General features: G+C 70.1%; 18 protein-coding genes. 8 read left to right on the top strand and 10 right to left on the bottom strand.

Translation table 11 applies throughout. The annotated features are described in order from the left end of the window. Positions 1–18 precede the first annotated feature (18 nt). The 4 genes from ABNQ38_RS03145 to ABNQ38_RS03130 all read right to left on the bottom strand — a co-directional run bounded on the left by ABNQ38_RS03145 (position 19) and on the right by ABNQ38_RS03130 (position 2,338). Positions 19–540, bottom strand: a complete 522-nt coding sequence (locus tag ABNQ38_RS03145) for a DUF2249 domain-containing protein (RefSeq protein ID WP_377805654.1) — start codon at positions 538–540, stop codon at positions 19–21. Positions 541–658: 118 nt separating this feature from the next. Further along, positions 659–1,150 (bottom strand): hemerythrin domain-containing protein, encoded by a 492-nt coding sequence (locus ABNQ38_RS03140; RefSeq protein WP_377805653.1) that lies wholly within the window; start codon positions 1,148–1,150, stop codon positions 659–661. Then, positions 1,132–1,404, bottom strand: coding sequence for a hypothetical protein (locus ABNQ38_RS03135; protein WP_377805652.1), 273 nt, complete (start codon positions 1,402–1,404; stop codon positions 1,132–1,134). Before ABNQ38_RS03135 ends, ABNQ38_RS03140 begins: the two co-directional genes overlap by 19 nt. Before the next feature lie 163 nt (positions 1,405–1,567). Further along, positions 1,568–2,338, bottom strand: a complete 771-nt coding sequence (locus ABNQ38_RS03130; RefSeq protein WP_377805650.1) for a Crp/Fnr family transcriptional regulator — start codon at positions 2,336–2,338, stop codon at positions 1,568–1,570. A gap of 84 nt (positions 2,339–2,422) precedes the next feature. Between ABNQ38_RS03130 and ABNQ38_RS03125 the strand changes: the two genes are divergently transcribed. Further along, positions 2,423–3,553: an NnrS family protein gene (locus ABNQ38_RS03125; protein WP_377805649.1), complete on the top strand. Its 1,131-nt coding sequence runs from the start codon at positions 2,423–2,425 to the stop codon at positions 3,551–3,553. On the opposite strand, the gene ABNQ38_RS03120 is transcribed toward ABNQ38_RS03125, so the two are convergent. The 4 genes from ABNQ38_RS03120 to ABNQ38_RS03105 all read right to left on the bottom strand — a co-directional run bounded on the left by ABNQ38_RS03120 (position 3,518) and on the right by ABNQ38_RS03105 (position 6,778). After that, positions 3,518–4,183: an alpha/beta hydrolase gene (locus ABNQ38_RS03120; RefSeq protein ID WP_377805648.1), complete on the bottom strand. Its 666-nt coding sequence runs from the start codon at positions 4,181–4,183 to the stop codon at positions 3,518–3,520. The two genes, ABNQ38_RS03125 and ABNQ38_RS03120, sit on opposite strands and share 36 nt — an antisense overlap. A gap of 28 nt (positions 4,184–4,211) precedes the next feature. Then, the gene (locus ABNQ38_RS03115) at positions 4,212–5,213 is read right to left on the bottom strand and encodes a glutathione S-transferase family protein (RefSeq protein WP_377805647.1); all 1,002 of its coding nucleotides are present in this window, start codon (positions 5,211–5,213) and stop codon (positions 4,212–4,214) included. An 88-nt stretch (positions 5,214–5,301) separates the two neighbouring features. Continuing rightward, on the bottom strand, positions 5,302–5,886 hold the full coding sequence (locus tag ABNQ38_RS03110; protein ID WP_377805646.1) for a YceI family protein: 585 nt from the start codon (positions 5,884–5,886) through the stop codon (positions 5,302–5,304). Positions 5,887–5,932: 46 nt separating this feature from the next. Further along, the gene (locus ABNQ38_RS03105) at positions 5,933–6,778 is read right to left on the bottom strand and encodes a hypothetical protein (protein ID WP_377805644.1); all 846 of its coding nucleotides are present in this window, start codon (positions 6,776–6,778) and stop codon (positions 5,933–5,935) included. Between the two features lie 123 nt (positions 6,779–6,901). Between ABNQ38_RS03105 and ABNQ38_RS03100 the strand changes: the two genes are divergently transcribed. Continuing rightward, complete coding sequence (locus ABNQ38_RS03100) at positions 6,902–7,828, top strand: LysR family transcriptional regulator (RefSeq protein WP_377805642.1); 927 nt, start codon at positions 6,902–6,904, stop codon at positions 7,826–7,828. Here ABNQ38_RS03100 and ABNQ38_RS03095 read toward each other — a convergent pair. Next, a complete protein-coding gene (locus ABNQ38_RS03095) occupies positions 7,825–9,684 on the bottom strand; it encodes a DEAD/DEAH box helicase (RefSeq protein WP_377805640.1) in 1,860 nt (619 codons plus the stop codon). The two genes, ABNQ38_RS03100 and ABNQ38_RS03095, sit on opposite strands and share 4 nt — an antisense overlap. Before the next feature lie 300 nt (positions 9,685–9,984). On the opposite strand from ABNQ38_RS03095, the gene ABNQ38_RS03090 reads away from it, so the two are divergent. The 6 genes from ABNQ38_RS03090 (at position 9,985) to ABNQ38_RS03065 (ending at position 17,285) form a co-directional block, all read left to right on the top strand. Continuing rightward, the gene (locus ABNQ38_RS03090; protein WP_377805639.1) at positions 9,985–11,043 is read left to right on the top strand and encodes a LacI family DNA-binding transcriptional regulator; all 1,059 of its coding nucleotides are present in this window, start codon (positions 9,985–9,987) and stop codon (positions 11,041–11,043) included. A gap of 49 nt (positions 11,044–11,092) precedes the next feature. Next, a complete protein-coding gene (gene xylB, locus ABNQ38_RS03085) occupies positions 11,093–12,544 on the top strand; it encodes a xylulokinase (protein WP_377805638.1) in 1,452 nt (483 codons plus the stop codon). Beyond that, on the top strand, positions 12,541–13,863 hold the full coding sequence (xylA, locus tag ABNQ38_RS03080) for a xylose isomerase (RefSeq protein WP_377805637.1): 1,323 nt from the start codon (positions 12,541–12,543) through the stop codon (positions 13,861–13,863). The genes xylB and xylA overlap by 4 nt, the downstream gene beginning before the upstream one ends. 241 nt (positions 13,864–14,104) lie before the next feature. Next, positions 14,105–15,163 carry a D-xylose ABC transporter substrate-binding protein gene (gene xylF, locus ABNQ38_RS03075; RefSeq protein ID WP_377805636.1) on the top strand — a complete coding sequence of 353 codons (1,059 nt, stop codon included), beginning with the start codon at positions 14,105–14,107 and terminating at the stop codon, positions 15,161–15,163. Continuing rightward, entirely contained in the window at positions 15,163–16,485 is a 1,323-nt protein-coding gene (locus ABNQ38_RS03070) for a sugar ABC transporter permease (RefSeq protein ID WP_377805635.1), read from the top strand. Before xylF ends, ABNQ38_RS03070 begins: the two co-directional genes overlap by 1 nt. After that, complete coding sequence (locus ABNQ38_RS03065) at positions 16,482–17,285, top strand: ATP-binding cassette domain-containing protein (RefSeq protein ID WP_377805634.1); 804 nt, start codon at positions 16,482–16,484, stop codon at positions 17,283–17,285. The genes ABNQ38_RS03070 and ABNQ38_RS03065 overlap by 4 nt, the downstream gene beginning before the upstream one ends. Before the next feature lie 47 nt (positions 17,286–17,332). On the opposite strand, the gene ABNQ38_RS03060 is transcribed toward ABNQ38_RS03065, so the two are convergent. Then, positions 17,333–18,454: a TAXI family TRAP transporter solute-binding subunit gene (locus ABNQ38_RS03060; protein WP_377805633.1), complete on the bottom strand. Its 1,122-nt coding sequence runs from the start codon at positions 18,452–18,454 to the stop codon at positions 17,333–17,335. Between the last annotated feature and the right edge of the window lie 39 nt (positions 18,455–18,493).

Raw genomic sequence — 18,493 nt, 5'->3', positions numbered from 1 at the left:
ATCAGCGGAGCGGGCTTCTCAGCCGCACATACCGCCGCAGCAGGACCCGTTGCGCCGGGCCAGCAGCCGTTCATAGGCGATGCTGACCACGCCGGCCGGCGGGATCACGCCCTGCAACAGCGCCAGCACGTCGCCCTCCGGCGTGCCGGGCGGGATATCCGTCACCTCGCAGACCGAGGCGCCGCTGCCGTCCGGGCCCAGCGTCGCATCGCCGGCCGCAACCGTCACGTCGCCGTTGCGGGCGATGCTCACCCGCAGGCTGGCCGCCGCCGCCCCCTCGGGCCGGGCAATGCGGACCTGCCAGACCTCGGGCCCCTGTTGCAGATACTCCCAGGAGAAGCTGGCGCCGAACAGGCTGAGCAGCTGGTGGTGCAGCGGGCGCGGGTCATGGTCGTTGACCAGCGAGAAACCGTCGCCGGGCGTCAGATCCTGCACCGACGCGAAGATCAGCTGATGGCGCTGGTAGGGCGGGATCGCGCGGAGATCGAGAACCGGTTCGGCCTGGGCGGCGGGCGCGGTGGGCGCAATGGGGGAGGTCATGGTCGGCATCGTCGTCCGTCTGGTCTGTGGGGGAGCGGCAGGATCGCCATGTCCCCCTGTAGCCCGGATCGCCGCCCCCTTCTTTGCTCCAGCACAAACCCCGGAACGGGTCGGGCGCTCAGCCGCTCATCGCGACGGCGAAGGCCCGGTCCTCATCGGCCGACAGCAGGGCGTCGGTGGCCGGCACCAGCGTCGTCTCCTCCTTCTGGATGTGCAGCACCAGCACCCGGACCAGCTCCTCGCCGAAGCTGCGGAAGACCGGCCAGCTGTCCCAGTCGAACCCCTCCCGCAGGGCCAGGGCGCAAAAGCGGGCCAGGCGGCGGGCAATCGGGCGCATGTGCTCGTGGTCGTCCAGCAGGTCGGCCGTCCATTCGTGCCCGCCCGCCGCGGCCAGCGCCGGGAACAGCGCCTCCTCCGCCGCGAAATGGCTGTCCAGCGGCCCGTCCAGTTCGGCGGCGAGATCGGCGACGATGTCCCGGTCCTCCGCCGTCAGCACCGGCAGGCTGTCCTCGCCATGGCGACCGAACAGGGCGTCCAGCCGGTCGAGCAGCTCCATCACCCGGCGGTGGTCGTCATGCAGGAGACGTCCGGTCAGGCTGTCGGTGTGCATCGCACGGTCTCCCCGGAAGAGGTTGCGGAAGGAATGGTCCGCCCGTCCACAGCGGCGAATTCCCCGGCGGCGAATTCGTCCAGCAGGGCGCCAAGCTCCAGCCCATAGGCCCCGGCCGCCTCGCGCACCGTCATGAAGGGCGCCATGGCGCAGCCGGGGCAGGCGAGGCCATGGCGCAGCAGCACCGGCACCACCGCCGGCCGGCCGCTCATCAGCTCGGCCATGGTCAAATCGGCCATCGTCAAATCAGCCATGGCCAAATCGGCAGGGGACGGTTGGACGGCCATCTCGGCATGCTCCGGCACCGGGGGACAGGCTGCCACCCTAACCGCCCGGCCGCGGCCGGTCTTTGCGCCACCGCAACCCCGCCCGCGGTCACTGCCGACCCATCACTCCCGCCCCATTACTCCCGCCCCATTACTCCCGCCTAGGCGCCGGGGACGGCAGATCCTCGGCGATGGCGACCAGCGCATGGGGCTTGCGGATCACCACCTGCTGCCGGCCGCTTTCGACGATGCCCTGGCTTTCCCAGGCCGACAGGGTGCGGCTGACGGTGTGCAGCGTCGTGCCGGTCATCTCCGCCACATCCTGGCGCGACAGCGGGAAGTCGATCTCCACCCCGGCCTCCACCCGCCGCCCGGCGTGGCGCACCAGCCGCAGCAGGGCGTGGGCGATGCGGCGCTCCACCCGCTCCGTCGCCACCTCGCGCAGGCGGTTCTGCACTTCGCGCAGCCGCCCGCCGACGATCGACAGCGCGTTGCGGGCGATGGCGGGATGGCGGTCTATCAGCTCGGTCATCGCAACGGCCGGCCAGGACAGCTCGACGCAGTCGGCCACCGCGACGGCATCGGCCGGATAGAACCCGTCGGTGAAGATCGCCAGCGTGCCGAACATCTCGCCGGGGCCGATGAAGCGCATCACCACCTGCTGCCCGTCGGGGCCGGTCTGCACGATCTTCACCCGCCCGTCGATCAGCGCATGGCCGGCCGCCGCCGCTTCGCCCTGGCTGAAGACGGCGGTGCCGCGGACATGCAGCCGGGGCCGCGCCAGCGCAACGGCCTCGGCCAGCGCCTCGGCATCCAGCCCGGCGAACAGCGGCATGCCGCGCAGTATGGCAGGATCGGGGGGCGGGGGCATGGCGGTCGTCCTGGCGCGCTGGGCGGGATCGGGGGCGTGATCGGCATCCATTCGTGCACGACTTTGTTGCGGGTCAAAGCGCGAAATCCAGCATGGCGCCAGAATGCCCGCAGCATCCCAGCGAAGGCCCCCACCATGCCCACCCCCATCACCAACGCCATCACCAGCGCCCATCGGCCGATGTACCCGGCGGCGGCCCTCTATGCGGCGCTCGCCGTCCCGCTGTGGCTGGCGCAGGTCGGCGGCCTGCTGCCGACGGGCTGGTCGCCGGCCGTGCATGCGCACGAGATGACGCTGGGCTATGCGCTGGCGGTGGTCGGCGGCTTCCTGATGACCCGGCTGTCGCGTCCGATGGTGGCGGTGGCCCTCCTGTCCTGGCTCGCCGGCCGGCTGGCTTTGCTGCTGGGGCTGCCGCCGCTGCTGGCCCTGCCGCTCTGCTTCGCCTATCCGCTGCTGCTGTTCGTCGTCGCCGGCCTGCCCTTCCTGCGCACCAGCCGCAGCGGCCACAACGCGGTGTTCGGCCCGCTGATCGGCGCCTTTCTCGGTGCCGAGGCACTGTTCTGGGCGTCGGAACTTGGCTTTGTCCCCGCCAGCGGCCAGCCCGTCGCCCTGCTGCTGATCGCCACGCTGCTGCTGACCATGGGCGGGCGCGTCATCCCCGCCGCCACCGCCGGAGCCCTGCGCCGCCAGGGCGTCACCCTCGCGCACCGGGTCCAGCCGAGGCTGGAGGCGATGGGCATCGCCGGGGCCGCCCTCTGCCTGCTGTCGGCCGCCAGCGGCCTGCTGCCCCTCGCCGGGGCCGCCGGGGCCGCGATGGCCGGAGCGAGCGCGCTGCTGCGGCTCGCCCGCTGGAAGCCCCATCTGCTGCTGCGCCGGCCGGAGATCGCCAGCCTGCATCTGGGCTATCTCTGCCTCGGCGCCGGCTGGCTGCTGACCGCCGGCACGCCGCTGCTCGATCTGCCGCCCGCCGCCGGCTGGCACATGCTGGGGGTCGGCGCGCTCGGCATCCTCGCCAGCGCCATGATGATCCGCACCACCCTGCAACGCGAGGCGGAGCCGGAGCGGTTCCCACCCCCCGCGACCGTCGCCGTCGGGTTCATGGCCGCCGCCGCGGTTCTCCGCCTGACGGCGGTCGGGTGGCCGTCGATGACGCTGCTGACCGCCGCGGCGGTCTTCTGGACCCTCGGCCAGCTGCTGACCGCCGGGGTTCTGCTCACCCGGCCGCGGCGGTCACGCCGACGGCAGGACGCGTTGCAGGAAATCTAGGCCGAGCTGCGCACCGGCGGCGGTGATGGTGTGGGGAACGCCGCGCAGCAGATGCTCCTCCACCGCAAAGCCGGCGGAGCGGAAATGCGTGGCGGCGGCCTGCACCACGGCGGGCGGCATGATGCTGTCCGCCGCACCGCCGACCATCAGAATCGGGGGACGCCGTCCCGATCCGTCCGGTGTCGCCACCGGCGCCGCGATGCGGCCGGCGAAGGCGACGACCGCGCCGCAGCGCTCCGGATCGGTCATGGCGAGATGCAGCGCCATGATGCTGCCCTGGCTGAAGCCGACCAGCGCCACGTCGGCGGGAGCGACGCCAACCCGTCCCCGTTCGGCCTCGATCAGCCCGGCCAGGACGGGCAGGGCGGCGGCGACGCGGGCGGGACGGTTCTCCTCCGTCACACCGGCGATGCTGAACCACTGATGCCTGTTGCCCATGTCGAAGGGCTGCGGCGCGTCGGGCGCCACGAAGGCGGTGTCGGGCAGCGCCCCCCGCCATGCCTGGGCCAGCGGCATCAAGTCGGCGCCCGACGACCCGACACCGTGCAGCAGGATGACCAGCCGCCGCGCCACGCCGGAGGCCGGGGCCAGACTCAGGACATCGTCGGAACCGTCTGCTGTGCTGCTCATGGAAACCACCCTTCCTGCCGTTGCCGTGTCACGCCCGCTGCCAGATGCCCTTGCCCGGCAACCGGTCGCGGTCGTGGCTGCGCTCGAAATCGAGCGCCGGCCCCTTCGGCACGATCAGCGTCGGGTTGATCGCCGGGTTGGTGTAGTAGCCGGTCTTGATATGGTCGATCTTCACCGTCTCGCGGATGCCCGGCCACTGGTACAGCTCGCGCAGATAGGCCGACAGGTTCGGATAATCCTCGATCCGCCGCAGGTTGCACTTGAAGGCGCCGTGATAGGCGGCGTCGAAGCGCACCAGCGTCACGAACAGGCGCCAGTCGGCCTCGGTCAGATGCTCGCCCGCCAGATAGCGGCTGACCGACAGCCGCTCCTCCAACCGGTCGAGCGTGGCGAACAGCGCGTCGAACGCCTCGTCGTAGCTGGCCTGCGACTTGGCGAAGCCGCAGCGGTACACGCCGTTGTTGACGGTCGTATAGACCAGCTCGTTCCAGCGGTCGATCTCCGGCCGCAGCGGCTCGGGATAGAGGTCCAGCCGGTTGCCGGTCAGCCCATCGAAGGCGCTGTTCAGGATGCGGATGATGTCCGCCGACTCGTTGTTGACGATGCGGCCTTCCTGCCGGTCCCACAGCACCGGCACCGACACCTTGCCGGTGTAGGTCGGATCGCTCGCCGTGTAGAGGCTGTAGTGATGGCGGAAGCGGCCGACGCGTGGTCCGCCGTCCTGCTCCTCGCCATAGACCCAGCCGTCCTCGCCCAGCACCGGCTCGGCGGCGGACATGCCGATCACCCCCTCCAGCCCCTTCAGCGCGCGAAAGATCAGCGTGCGCGAGGCCCAGGGGCACAGATAGGAGACATAGAGGTGATAGCGCCCGGCCACCGCCGGCACTGTCGCATTCCCCTCGGCATCCGGCTCGCCGTCCGGCGTGATCCAGTCGCGGAAGCGGGTCGGCTCGCGGTGGAAGGCGCCGCCCTTGATCTCGCTGGCCGCGATGTCGCCCTTTTCCCAAACACCGTTCACAAGCTGCGGCATCGCGGTTCCTCCTGTCCATCTTGCACATATGCGAAGGGGCCGGCGAACCGGCCCCTCTTACTCTGCAACAGTCGAAGACTGCCGGCGATCAGGACTTGACCGCTTCGATCTCGATCAGCAGCTGGATGTCGTCGCCGATGGCCGGGGCGCCGTACTTCATGCCGAACTCGGTGCGCTTGACCGTGCCGCGGGCGGAGAAGCCGGCGGTTTCCAGCTTGCTGGCCGGGCTGACGCCGTCCTTGTTGAAGGTGACGTCCAGCACGACCGGCTTGGTCACGCCCAGCATGGTCAGGTCACCGTGCAGCTTGCCGGTCTTGTCGCCGGTCTTCTCGATCTTCGTGCTCTTGAAGCTCATCTTCGGGAACTCCTTCGCATTGAAGAAGTCCGGCGAACGCAGGTGTTCGTCACGCTTGGCGTGGTTGGTGTCGACGCTGGTGGTGTCGATGGTGACACTGACCGTGCTCTTCTCGACGGCGTCCTTGTCGAAGCTGATGTCGCCGCCGACCGTGTTGAAGCGGCCGATCACGTTGGAGAAGCCGACATGGTTGACGATGAAGGCGACGGCCGTGTGCGCCGGATCGATCTTGTAGTTGACCGGGGCGGCGAAGGCAGGGGAAACGGCGCCGACGGCGGTCGCGGCGAACAGGGCGGCGGCAAACAGGGTCTTCTTCATGAACGCAACTCCGAAAGCGGATTCGATTGGAAGGATAAGGGGAGGATCAGTAGGGCGACGCTTCGCCGCCGCTCAGCGCGAAGGCCGCGCCGATGGCGACCAGCGCCGGAAGGACCGCGACCACCGTGACGGCGGCCGACGTAGCGGCGCGGCCGATCAGACCGTCGCCCTGGGGAAGAAAGCGGCGCACATGGCCGGCGAACAGGGCGGGCAGCGCCAGCAGCAGCACCGCGGCCTGGGTCTGGGTGAACAGGGCCAGCACGGCGGCCAGCAGGACGGCGATGCCGGTGGCGACCCGGCCCGACAGGCCCCAGCCATGGCGCTCCACCGGCCAGTTCCACAGCAGGAAACCGCCGGCCGACGCCGCCAGCGCCAGCGCCATCTGGGCGATGGAAGCCGAGGAACCGATCAGCGCGGTACCGCCGACGGCCAAGGCCAGGGCCAGCAGCGAGGCGGCCGGCGCCGTCGGGCTCTCGCCGCCATGCGTCTGCGAACCGCGACCAAAAGCGACCCACGCCGCCGTGCCGAGCAGGACGGCGAAGCTGACGATCGCCGGCGCGGAGTCGAGCGCGGGCAGGGCGATCCACAGCAGCGACGCGGCCAGCCAGACCGCCAGCACCGCCGAAGCGACCCGGCCGCGGACACCGGCCACATCGGCGACCACGCCGATCAGCAGTCCGGCGGCGGATGCCCAGAACAGCTTGCCCATGCTCGACGGCGGCGGCAGGGCCGGAAGGCCGATCACCATCGCGAAGACGACCAGGAAGCCGGCGGCGATGCCGGCCGCCGCCAGCGGGCGGCGCAGCAGGTGCAGCGCGCCGACCAGGATCAGGCTGACCAGCAACGGCAGCACGCTGGATTGGACGAAGGGGTCTTGAAGCAGCTCGGACATGGGGGAAAGCCGGGTCTCGGTAGGATGGCGCAGGTTGCGCTTGGCCGGGACCCTAACCTGTGCTCTGGTAAGCGCAAATTCGGGAGATTTGCAAAAAGCATATGCATAAATGAGCGGGAATAAATGATAGGTAGCAGCAATTGGGATGATTTTCGCTATCTGCTGGCGGTGGCGCGGTATGGGTCGCTATCGGCGGCGGCGCGCGTCCTGGGCGTGAACCACAGCACGGTTCTGCGCCGGGTGACGGCGCTGGAGCAGGCGATGGGCGCGCGCCTGTTCGACAAGCTGCCCGGCGGCTATGCGCTGACCGCGGCAGGTGACGAGATGCATCGGGTGGCGCAGAAGATGGAGGAGGATCTGGCCGCCGCCAACCGCCTGCTGTCCGGCCGCGACACCCGGATCAGCGGCAGCCTGCGCGTGACCACCGTCGACATCCTGACGCTCTATGTCCTGCCGCGCCACATCGCCGCCTTCCGCCGCCGCCACCCCGACCTGCGGGTCGATCTGGTGGCGGCGGAGGCCTCGCTCAGCCTGACCCGGCGCGAGGCCGACGTGGCGATCCGCGCCACCACCAGCCCGCCGGAGAATCTGGTCGGCCGCGCGGTATCCGGCCTCGCCTTCGCCGTCTATGGCGGCGCCGGCTATCTGGAAGAGGCGGGCACCGGCGGCGATCTCGACCGCCACCCCTGGGTCGGGCTGGACGAATCCTTCGACCACACCAACCTCGCCGACTGGATGAAGCGGACGGTCCCGGCGGGCTCGGTCCGCTACCGCGTCAATTCGGTTGCGGGTGCGGTGGAGGCGGTGCGGGCCGGCATCGGACTCGGGCTGCTGCCCTGCGGCGTGGTCGACCGCGACCCCGCCTTCCGCCGCATCGGCGAGCCGGTAGCGGAGGCCGATGCCAAGCTCTGGCTGCTGACCCACGAGGATCTGCGCCACATGGGCCGCGTCCGCGCCTTCCTCGACTTCATGGCCGACGCGCTGACCCGCGAGCGCGACCTGCTGGAGGGGCGCTGTCCGCTCTCCCTCCCGATATCCCCCTCACCCTAACCCTCTCCCCGGGGGGGAGAGGGGACCCCGTCGGCGCCGCGGGAAGCCTGCATCCCATAGCCCGGCCGACCCGCCCGGTGCGACCCCCGTCGCCGGGTGGACCATGTGAACTGCGGATCGTCGACGATCAGGTGCCGGTGGTCCGACAGCCGGTTGCGCTCCAGCCAGCCGACCGCCGCCTCCAGCTCCGACAGCGTCATTTCGGAGCGCGCCTTCTTCATCAGCCGCTTCAGCACGGCATTGTAGATGTGGTAGCCGGTCGGCCCCTCGGCGACGAGGTTGTTGTCCTCGTCCTCGATCACCTGGGCCGCGACCAGCTGGCCGATGCGCTGGCGCAGGTGATGCTCCGCCGCACTCGGTGTCAGCGGCAGCTCCCCCGGATCCCTCCCCTGCGTGCCGAAATCCGGCCCCGGCGCCACCACCGCGAAGCTCAGCGCCGTGGCGTTGGATTCCAGCGGGATGATCTCCGGCTCGCGCTCCGCCGACCGTTCGAAGGGAAGCTCCTGCTGCGGCCGGCGGGTCTTCACCATGGCGCGGGTGCCCTGCTGGGTCTCCACCATGGTGCGGAACTGTTCGAACAGCGCGTCGGAGGGGTGGTAGATCAGCGCCCGCTGCCGGTCGTAGGGGCCGCCATGCGGGTCCACCCGCGTCGCCCGCGCGATGGCCTGCTCCAGCCAGGGGCGGGAGCGGATGTGCGTCAGGCAGGCGACATGGGTGATCGACGGGGCGTCCAGCCCCTCATAGGCCATGGCGACGGACACCAGCACCGCCGGTTCGGGGCGCAGGCGAAACGCGGCGACCACCTCCTGCGCGTCGCGGCACTCGGAAATGGCGAGCCGCGCCATGCGGCCGGCCTGCGCCTTCGGCATCCAGCCTTGCAGCGTCTCCAGATAGAAGCGCGCCGTCCCCTGGTCGGGGGCGATCACCAGCAGCTTGCCCAGCCCCGCATCGTCGCGGCCCGCCGGCAGTTTCATCTCCGCCCGCCGCTTCGCCCGATGTTCCCGGCAGGAGCGGTAGGCCTCGCGCAGCATCGCCTGGGCGAAGCCGGTGCGCAGCGCCGTGAACAGGGCGTCGCGCGTGTTCTCCCCCGCCTTCGACAGGGAATCGACCCAGCGGTTGGTCCGCTCCGCATCCAGCCAGGAGGCCGTCCCGTCCATCGCGCCGAAGGTCACCGGCAGGATCGCCTTCTCCGCCAGCGCCTGCCGCCGCGAATAGCCGACCACCGCCCAGCCCGGCGCCTTGAAATCGACCTCCCGCACCTTGCGCGTTCCCTGCGGCGCACGGTAGGGCAGCCACAGGATCGGCCGGCCGTCAGCGCGCTCCAGCGTCCCGCTCATCAGCAGACGGGCGGACGCATTTTCCAGCAGCGGCAGGATCGACCGGCTCCAGGCGGTTTCCTCCTCCACCGCTGCCATGCGGTCGGTATCGAACACCGCCGGCAGATGATGCAGCTCGTCCACCGCCAGCAGATAGCGGTGGCGGCGGAACTCCTGCAGATGCAGGTCCGGCGCTGCGGCCACCGCCTGATAGGTCGTGACGTAGCCCTGCAGGCCGCGGCAGAGGTCGCGCCCGTTCTCCGCGGCGCGCAGGGCAAGGTTGTGTCCCAACACCTCGCGCCAGCGCGGATCGACGAAGGCCTCCTCCGCCTGCTGGCGCAGGCTGTCGCGCGGCACGATCCAGCAGACCCGGTCGATCCGCCCGGCCTTGTGCAGCGCCGCCGCCATGATCACCGGCAACAGAGATTTCCCCCCGCCGGGCGTCACCGCCGCCAGAACGTCGCGAACCTCCGTCTGCTGCTGGCCGATGGCGTTGGCGATGGCGCTGACCAGTTGCTGATGGGTTCTCAGCTGCGGCATTCCACCCTGCTGGCTGTGGCACGAGGGAGGAGCAAGCCTAAAGTGCCGGGAGTCCCCCGGTCTTGAGCGCAATCGTAGGTAACAAGCCCCAGGGGGAGTAATGCCGCCACCGGCCGGGGAGAGCGATTCGCGTCTCCTAAGCCTTATGAGCACACCGCCCCGCGGTACTCTGATGTACGCACCTGAAATTCCGCATGTGCGAACTGGCCCGGCGCCGCATCCGTCCGCCAAATGGCAGAGCACAAGCTGAAGCTCAAGATTTGAGTTGCGCACCTCAAAACGCAGGAATATGTTCGCGGCATGAACAATCAAACCAGCGACGGACCCCTGACCCTGCGCGATGTGGCGGCTGCGGCCGGCGTCAGCCTTGCGACCGCCGACCGGGTGGTCAACGGGCGGCCCGGCGTCAGCGACAAGACCGCGCGCAAAGTGCAGGACGCGGTGCAGCGGCTGGGCTTCCGTCCGCTGGCGGCGGCGGCGGAGCTGGCGCGGGCGCGGTCCTGGCGCTTCGCCGTGATCCTGCCCGGCGGCGGCAACCGCTTCATGATGGACATCGCCGACAACATCCGCGCCCAGGCCGGCTGGTTCCGCGCCCGCCGCATCGGGGTGGAGATCGTCGAGGCCGACGTGTTCGACGCCGACACCCTGGCGACGCAGCTGGCCGCCCTGCCGGGCCGCGTCGACGGGGTGGCGCTGGTGGCGCTCGACCATCCCCGCATCCGCGCCGCCATCGACGATCTGGTCCAGGGCGGTATGGCGGTGGTGACGCTGGTGTCGGACGCACCGTCGTCGCGGCGCCAGCATTATGTCGGCATCGACAACATCGCCGCCGGCCGCACCGCCGGATCGCTGGTCGGCCGCTTCCTCGGTCCCCCGCGCGCTGGAGAGGCTGGCGGCTCCGTCGGCATCGTCACCGGGTCGGGCAGCCTGCGCGACCATGCCGAACGGCGCTTCGGCTTCGGGCAGGTGCTGGCGGAGGAATATCCCCATTTGACCCTCCTGACCCCGGTGGAGGGCCGCGACGATCCCGACCGCAACCGCGATCTGGTCCGCCGCATGCTGGCCGACACGCCAGATCTGGTGGCGATCTACAACACCGGCGAGGGCTCGGTCGGCATCGGCGAGGCGCTGGCCGAGGCCGGTCTCGCCCGCAAGATCCTCTGCGTCGGGCACGAGCTGACGCCGGCCACCCGTCGCATGCTGCTGGACGGCAGCTTCGCCGCCCTGGTCGCCCAGGATCCGGGGCACGAGGTGCGCTCGATGGGCCGGGTGCTCCACGCCCTGGTCACGGGCCAGGAGATCGTCGCGGCGCAGGAACACATCAGGGTCCAGGTCATCCTGCGCGACAACCTGCCCTGACGGGGCAGTCGAAAATCGCCCTGACGGGCAACAGAAAAGGTCGACAGTCATGTTTCTCGGGATCGACATCGGCACCTCGAGCGTCAAGGCGGTTCTGACCGACGCCGACGGGGCCGTCGCCGGCAGCGCGTCCCGCCCCTGCACCGTCTCGCGCCCGCATCCCCTGTGGTCGGAGCAGGAACCGGAGGATTGGGTCGCCGCCGCCGTCGCCGCGGTGGACGAGCTGGCAGACCGCCAGCCGGAGGCACTCGCCGGGGTGCTCGGCATCGGCTTCTCCGGCCAGATGCATGGCGCGGTGTTGCTGGGCGCCGACAACCGGGTGCTGCGCCCCGCCATCCTGTGGAACGACGGCCGCTCCCACCGCCAATGCGCGACCCTGGAGGAAACGCTCCCGACGCTGCGTACCCTCAGCGGCAACATCGCTATGCCCGGCTTCACCGCGCCCAAGCTGCTGTGGGTGGCGGAGGAGGAGCCGGAGGTGTTCGCGGCGCTGGCCAAGGTGCTGCTGCCCAAGGCCTATGTCCGCTGGCGCTTCACCGGCGCGATGGTGGAGGAGATGTCGGACGCCTCCGGCACGCTGTGGCTCGACGTGGCAAAGCGCGACTGGTCGGACGATCTGCTCGCCGCCACCCGGATGACCCGCGCCCACATGCCCGATCTGGCGGAAGGCTCCGACGCCGTCGCCCGGCTGTCGCCCGAACTGGCCCGCCGCTGGGGAATGCGAAATCCGCCGGTGGTGGCGGGCGGGGCAGGGGATTGCGCCGCCAGCGCCGTCGGGCTCGGCGCCATCGCGCCGGGCGACGGTTTCCTCAGCCTCGGCACCTCCGGCGTGGTGTGGCGGACGACCGACCGCTTCCTGCCCAACCCGGCGATGGCGGTCCATGCCTTCTGCCACGCGCTGCCCGGCGTCTGGCATCAGATGGGCGTCATGCTGTCGTCCGCCGCCTCGCTGGCCTGGGCCGCCTCCACCCTCGGCGCGCCGGAGGCAGCGCTGCTGGCCCCGCTCGGCGACGCGGTGGACGGCCCCTCGCCGGTCGCCTTCCTGCCCTATCTGTCGGGCGAGCGCACTCCCCACAACGACGCCACCGTGCGCGGCCTGTTCGCCGGCCTGTCGGCGGAGACCACGCGCGACGCGATGGTCCAGGCGGTGCTGGAAGGCGTCGCCTTCGCCGCCCGCGACAATCTCGTCGCCCTGGGGGAGGGCGCCCCGACGGTCTTCGACCTTGCCGGCGGCGGCTCCCGCTCCGGGCTGTGGGCGCGCATCTGCGCCGACGCGCTCGGCGTCACCATCCACCGCATCGAGGACGGCGAGGTCGGGGCGGCGCTGGGTGCCGCCCATCTCGGCCGCATGGCGGCGACCGGGGAGGCGCCCGCCACCGTCTGCCGCAAGCCCCGCCGTCTTGAGACCTTCACCCCCGATCCGGCCCGCGCCGAGGCGTACAGCCAGGCCTGGCTGCGCTGGCGCCGGCTCTACCCCCTTGCCAAGGAGTTCGCGTCTTGAGCACCGCCTCTTTCTTCGGCGACCTGTCCCCGGTGGCCTATCGCGGACCGGACAGCCGCGACCCGCTGTCCTACCGCTGGTACGACAAGGACCGCGTGGTTCTGGGCAAGCGGATGGAGGACCATCTGCGGCTCGCCGCCTGCTATTGGCACAGCTTCTGCTGGCCGGGCGGCGACCCGTTCGGCGGCGAGACCTTCCAGCGCCCATGGATGCGCCCCGGCCAGGACCCGATGGCGGCGGCCCGCGCCAAGGCCGATGTCGCCTTCGAGATGTTCCGCCTGCTCGACATCCCCTTCTTCTGCTTCCACGACCTCGACGCCGCGCCGGAGGGCTCAACGCTGGTCGAGAGCGTCGACAATCTGAAGGCCATCACCGAACTGTTCGCGGCGAAGATGGAGACCGCCAAGGTCCGGCTGCTGTGGGGCACCGCCAACCTATTCTCCAACCGCCGCTACATGGCCGGTGCGGCGACCAACCCGGACCCGGACGTCTTCCTCTATGCCTGCGGGCAGGTGCGCGCGGCGCTGGAGGCCACCCACGCGCTGGGCGGCGCCAACTACGTCATGTGGGGCGGCCGCGAGGGCTATGAGACGCTGCTGAACACCGACCTGAAGCGCGAGCTGGACCAGATGGGCCGCTTCCTGGCGATGGTGGTGGAGCACAAGCACAGGATCGGCTTCGACGGCCCGATCCTGATCGAGCCGAAGCCGCGCGAGCCGACGAAGCACCAGTACGACTTCGACGTCGCCACCGTCTACGGCTTCCTGGAACGCTACGACCTGCTGGCCGACGTGCGGGTGAACATCGAGCAGAACCACGCCATCCTCGCCGGCCACAGCTTCCAGCACGAGGTGGGGTTGGCGCTGGCGCTCGGCATCTTCGGCTCGCTCGACATGAACCGCGGCGACGCGCTGCTGGGCTGGGACACCGACCAGTTCGCCAACGACATCGGCGAGCTGACGGTGGTCATGCACGACATCCTGAAGGGCGGCGGCTTCACCACCGGCGGCCTGAATTTCGACGCCAAGATCCGCCGCCAGTCGCTCGACCCCGCCGACCTGCTGCACGGCCACATCGGCGGCATCGACAGTTGCGCCCGTGCCCTGCTGCAAGCAGCGCAAATGCTGGAGGACGGCGCCCTGACCAAGCCGCTGGCCGAGCGCTACGCCGGCTGGGACGGTGCGGAGGGACAGGCGATCCTGTCCGGCAAGCGCGATCTCGCCACGCTGGCCGAACGGGCGCTGACCTCGGGCCTCAACCCCCAGCCGCGCTCCGGCCGGCAGGAATATCTGGAGAACGTCGTCAACCGCTACGTCTGAGCGGGGATACCTACAACAATCACCGGACCAAGTCCCCTCTCCCCCCTGGGGAGAGGGTTAGGGTGAGGGGGTCGCGCGGCAAGGATCTTCAAGAATCCCGCACGTCCCGCTCTCCACCAAATCCACGCTTCGCATCCCCCTCACCCCGACCCTCTCCCCGGGGGGGAGAGGGGGATTTGGGAGACTTCTCGTCGATCAACAAGGCCGCCGCGACCGGACGGCCACATAAGGAGGAAACACGATGAAGCACCGCCTCACCGCGACCGCCGCCGGCCTGTTCCTGACGCTGGCCGCCGCCACCACCATGACCTCGACGGCCGCACTCGCCGCCGGCACCACCGTCGGCGTGTCCTGGTCCAACTTCCAGGAGGAGCGCTGGAAGACCGACGAGGCGGCGATCAAGGCCGTGATCGAGAAGGCCGGCGGCAAGTACCTGTCGGCCGACGCCCAGTCCTCGCCGGCCAAGCAGCTGTCGGACATCGAATCGCTGATCTCCCGCGGCGCCAACGCGCTGATCATCCTGGCGCAGGACAGCGACGCCATCCGCCCGGCGGTGGAGAAGGCGGCGGCGGAGGGCATCCCGGTCGTCGGCTATGACCGGCTGATCGAAATCCCGTCGGCCTTCTACATCACCTTCGACAACAAGGAGGTCGGCCGGCTCCAGGCGCGCAGCGTCTTCGCGATGAAGCCGAAGGGCAACTACGCCTTCATCAAGGGCAGTTCCACCGATCCCAACGCCGACTTCCTGTTCGCCGGCCAGATGGAGGTGCTGAAGGCCGCCATCGACCGCGGCGACGTCAAGAATGTCGGCGAGGCCTACACCGACAAGTGGCTGCCGGCCATCGCCCAGCAGAACATGGAGCAGATCCTGACCAAGAACGGCAACAAGGTCGATGCCGTGGTCGCCTCCAACGACGGCACCGCCGGCGGCGCGGTCGCGGCACTGGCGGCGCAGGGGCTGGCCGGGACCGTGCCGGTGTCGGGCCAGGACGGCGACAAGGCGGCGCTGAACCGCATCGCGCTCGGCACCCAGACGGTGTCGGTGTGGAAGGACGCCCGCGAACTCGGACGCCGCGCCGCCGAGATCGCCATGGATCTGGCCGGCGGCAAGAAGATGACCGACATCTCCGGCGCCACGACCTTCGATGGCGGTCCGAAGAAGCAGAAGATGACCTCGCTGTTCCTCACCCCGATCGCCATCACCAAGGACAACCTCGGCCAGGTGATCGACGCCGGCTGGGTGACCAAGGACGTGGTCTGCCAGGGTGTGAAGCCCGGCAGCGTCAAGGCCTGCAACTGATGGCGGAGCCGTCCACCACGCTGTCTCCGGCGCCTTCCTCGGAAGCGCCGGCCGGACGGCGGGCCGGCATCGGCGACGCCCTGCGCGCGCTGGAGCTGGACACCCGCATGGTCGGGATGATCGGGGCGCTGGCCATCGTCTGGATCGGCTTCGACATCCTGACCGGCGGCGCCTTCCTGACCCCGCGCAACCTGTGGAACCTGTCGGTGCAGACCGCGTCCGTCGGCGTGATGGCGACGGGCATGGTACTGGTCATCGTCACCCGCAACATCGACCTGTCGGTGGGCTCCATCCTGGGCTTCACTGGCATGGTGGTCGGCGTGCTCCAGGCCCGCATCCTGCCGGAAATCTGGGGCTTCGACAATCCGCTGACCTGGGTGGTTGCGGTGCTGGCGGCGGTTGCCGTCGGCGGGGCGGTCGGGGCGGTGCAGGGCGCCGTCATCGCCTATCTCGGCGTGTCGTCCTTCATCGTCACGCTGGGCGGTCTGCTGGTCTGGCGCGGGGCGGCGTGGTGGGTGACCACCGGCCAGACGGTGGCGCCGATGGACGGCCTGTTCAAACGGCTGGGGGGCGGCTTCGAGGGCGCCATCGGCGCCGGGCCGAGCTGGATGGTCGGCATCGCCGCCGTCCTGCTCTCGGTCGCCGCCATCCTGGTGACGCGGCGGCGCCGGGCCGGCTTCGGCTTTCCCGTCCGGCCGCTGTGGGCGGAAGGGGTGGTGATCCTGCTGGTCGCCGCCGCCATCGTCGGCGCCGTGCTGGTGGTCAACGCCTATCCGCTTCCCGTCCCGGTGGTGCGCCGGATGATGGAGGCGCAGGGGCTGTCCACCGACGGCGCGCTGCCCTTCGTCGCCCACGGCTTCGCCATCCCGGTGCTGATCGCCGTGGCGGTGGGGGTGGCGATGACCTTCCTGTCGCGGCGCACCCGCTTCGGCCGCTATGTCTTCGCCATCGGCGGCAATCCGGAGGCGGCGGAGCTGTCGGGCATCAACACCCGCCGGGTGATGGTGATGGTGTTCGGGCTGATGGGGGCGCTGTGCGGCCTGTCCGCCTGCATCGCCACCGCCCGGCTGAACGCCGCCACCAACGCCAACGGCACGCTGGACGAGCTGTATGTCATCGCCGCGGCGATCATCGGCGGCACCTCGATGGCCGGCGGCGTCGGCACCATCCTGGGGGCGATGCTGGGGGCCATGGTGATGCAGTCGCTGCAATCCGGCATGGTGCTGCTGGGGGTGGACGCGCCGATGCAGAACATCGTCGTCGGCCTCGTCCTGGTCGCCGCGGTCTATGTCGACACGCTCTATCGCAGGGGGCTCAAATGACCGCTCTTGCCTCGGCTGTCCCGCAGTTGGCGGCAGCCCCGCTGGTGGAGATGCGCGACGTCTCCATCGCCTTCGGCGGCATCAAGGCGGTGGACGGCGTCAGCATCGACCTCTATCCCGGCGAGGTGGTCGGGCTTCTCGGCCACAACGGCGCCGGCAAATCGACCCTGATCAAGATCCTGTCCGGCGCCTACGCCGCCGACCATGGCGAGATCCGGGTCAACGGCGAGCCGGTCCACATCGCCAGCCCGCGCGACGCCAAGCGCTGCGGCATCGAAACGATCTACCAGACGCTGGCGCTGGCCGACAATGTCGATGCCGCCGCCAACATCTTCCTCGGGCGGGAGAAGCTGACCGCCTGGGGCACGCTGGACGACCACGCGATGGAGGCGGAGGCGCGCAAGGTGATGGGCCGCCTCAACCCCCATTTCCGCCGCTTCAAGGAGCCGGTGAAGGCGCTGTCCGGCGGCCAGCGCCAGTCGGTCGCCATCGCCCGAGCCATCCATTTCGACGCCCGCGTCCTGATCATGGACGAACCGACCGCAGCGTTGGGCCCCGCCGAGACCCGGCAGGTCGGCGAGCTGGTGAAGCAGTTGAAGCAGGAGGGGATCGGCATCTTCCTGATCTCCCACGACATCCACGACGTGTTCGATCTGGCCGACCGCATCCATGTGATGAAGAACGGCAAGCTGGTCGGCACCGCCCGCGTCTCCGACGTGACCCAGGACGAGGTGCTGGGCATGATCATCCTCGGCAAATGCCCGCCCGGCGCCGTTCCCGGACCGGGGGCGGCGGCCTGATCTCCGGGCGCCTTCCACCGAAGTGCTGGAAGGCGCCCAATCGCCTCCTATTGCGGCGAGCGCGCCTGCCACAGCAGGAACTGCTCGAACAGCTTCTCCGCCTGCTGGGGCGGCACCCCGCGCTGCTCGACGAAGCTGCGGAACTCCTCCTTCCTGGCGGCGGCGGTCTGCGGCTCCTTCGCCGCCGACGCCTGACGCAGCCATTGCTCGGCCGGCTCGAAGCGGGTCCAACCGGGCACGTCGGCGGCCAGATTGACCTCCTTCCATTTCGGATGGCGCGGCGGCTTCAGGAACTCGTCGAACTTGCTGAAGAAGGCATCGACGAAGCGGGCGACCTTGCGGTGCCGTTCCAGGTCGCGCTCCCAGCCATAGACCGCCATCACCGCGCCGACCGCCACGGTGTCGACCTGATCGCCGGGCGCGATCAGCCCGTCATAGTCGGCGCTGGTCAGGCGCGAGGGCAGATAGGTGTCGAGCAGCGCGGCGCTCATCGGGATCGACAGGAAATGCAGCCCGTCCCCGGCCTTCAGGTCGCGGAACAGCCGGGTCGGCTTGCCGGCGACATAGGCCATCGCCGCGATCTCCCCCTTGCGCAGCTTTTCCAAAGCCAGCGCCTGGTCGTTCGCCTGCGGCTCCACCCGGATGCCCAGCATGTCGAAGACCAGCGAGGCGGTCATCGAGGTCCCGCTTCCCTGGACGTCGACATTGACCTTGCGGCCGGCCAGATCCTCGATCCGCGTCACGTCGGGCCCGGCGAGGATGTGCAGTTCCTCGTTGTAGAGCTTGGCGATGTATTTGATGCGCCGGTCGAGGTTGGGCAGGAGCCGTTCGCGCTTGGCATAGGCCAGCACGTCGGACTGCACGATGCCGACATCGATCCCCTTCAGCAGCACGACGTCCTTCAGGTTCTGGACCGAGCCCTTGCCCAGCATCGGGAGGACGCGCAGCGTGTCGCCGTCGTCCAGCACCGACGCCAGATCGGCGGCGATGCGCACATAGGTGCCCTCGACCCCGCCCGACACGATGCCGACGGTGCCGCTGTTGGCATTGACGCCGCGCGGATCGGCGGCCGACGCCGTGCCGGCGAGGCCGAGCACTCCGCCGGCGATGCAGGCTCCCACCGCAAGCATGCGGCCAAGCGCCAGCAAACGGACCAACGATGCCTTCATGATGCTTTTTCCCCCCTCGATGGCTGCGCCCGGCTATCT

Origin of the sequence: Azospirillum sp. A29, assembly GCF_042604625.1 — a bacterium.
GTDB lineage: Bacteria > Pseudomonadota > Alphaproteobacteria > Azospirillales > Azospirillaceae > Azospirillum > Azospirillum palustre.
Note: the sequence above shows the minus strand (reverse complement) of the source record. Positions and strands in the feature narration are given on the sequence as shown.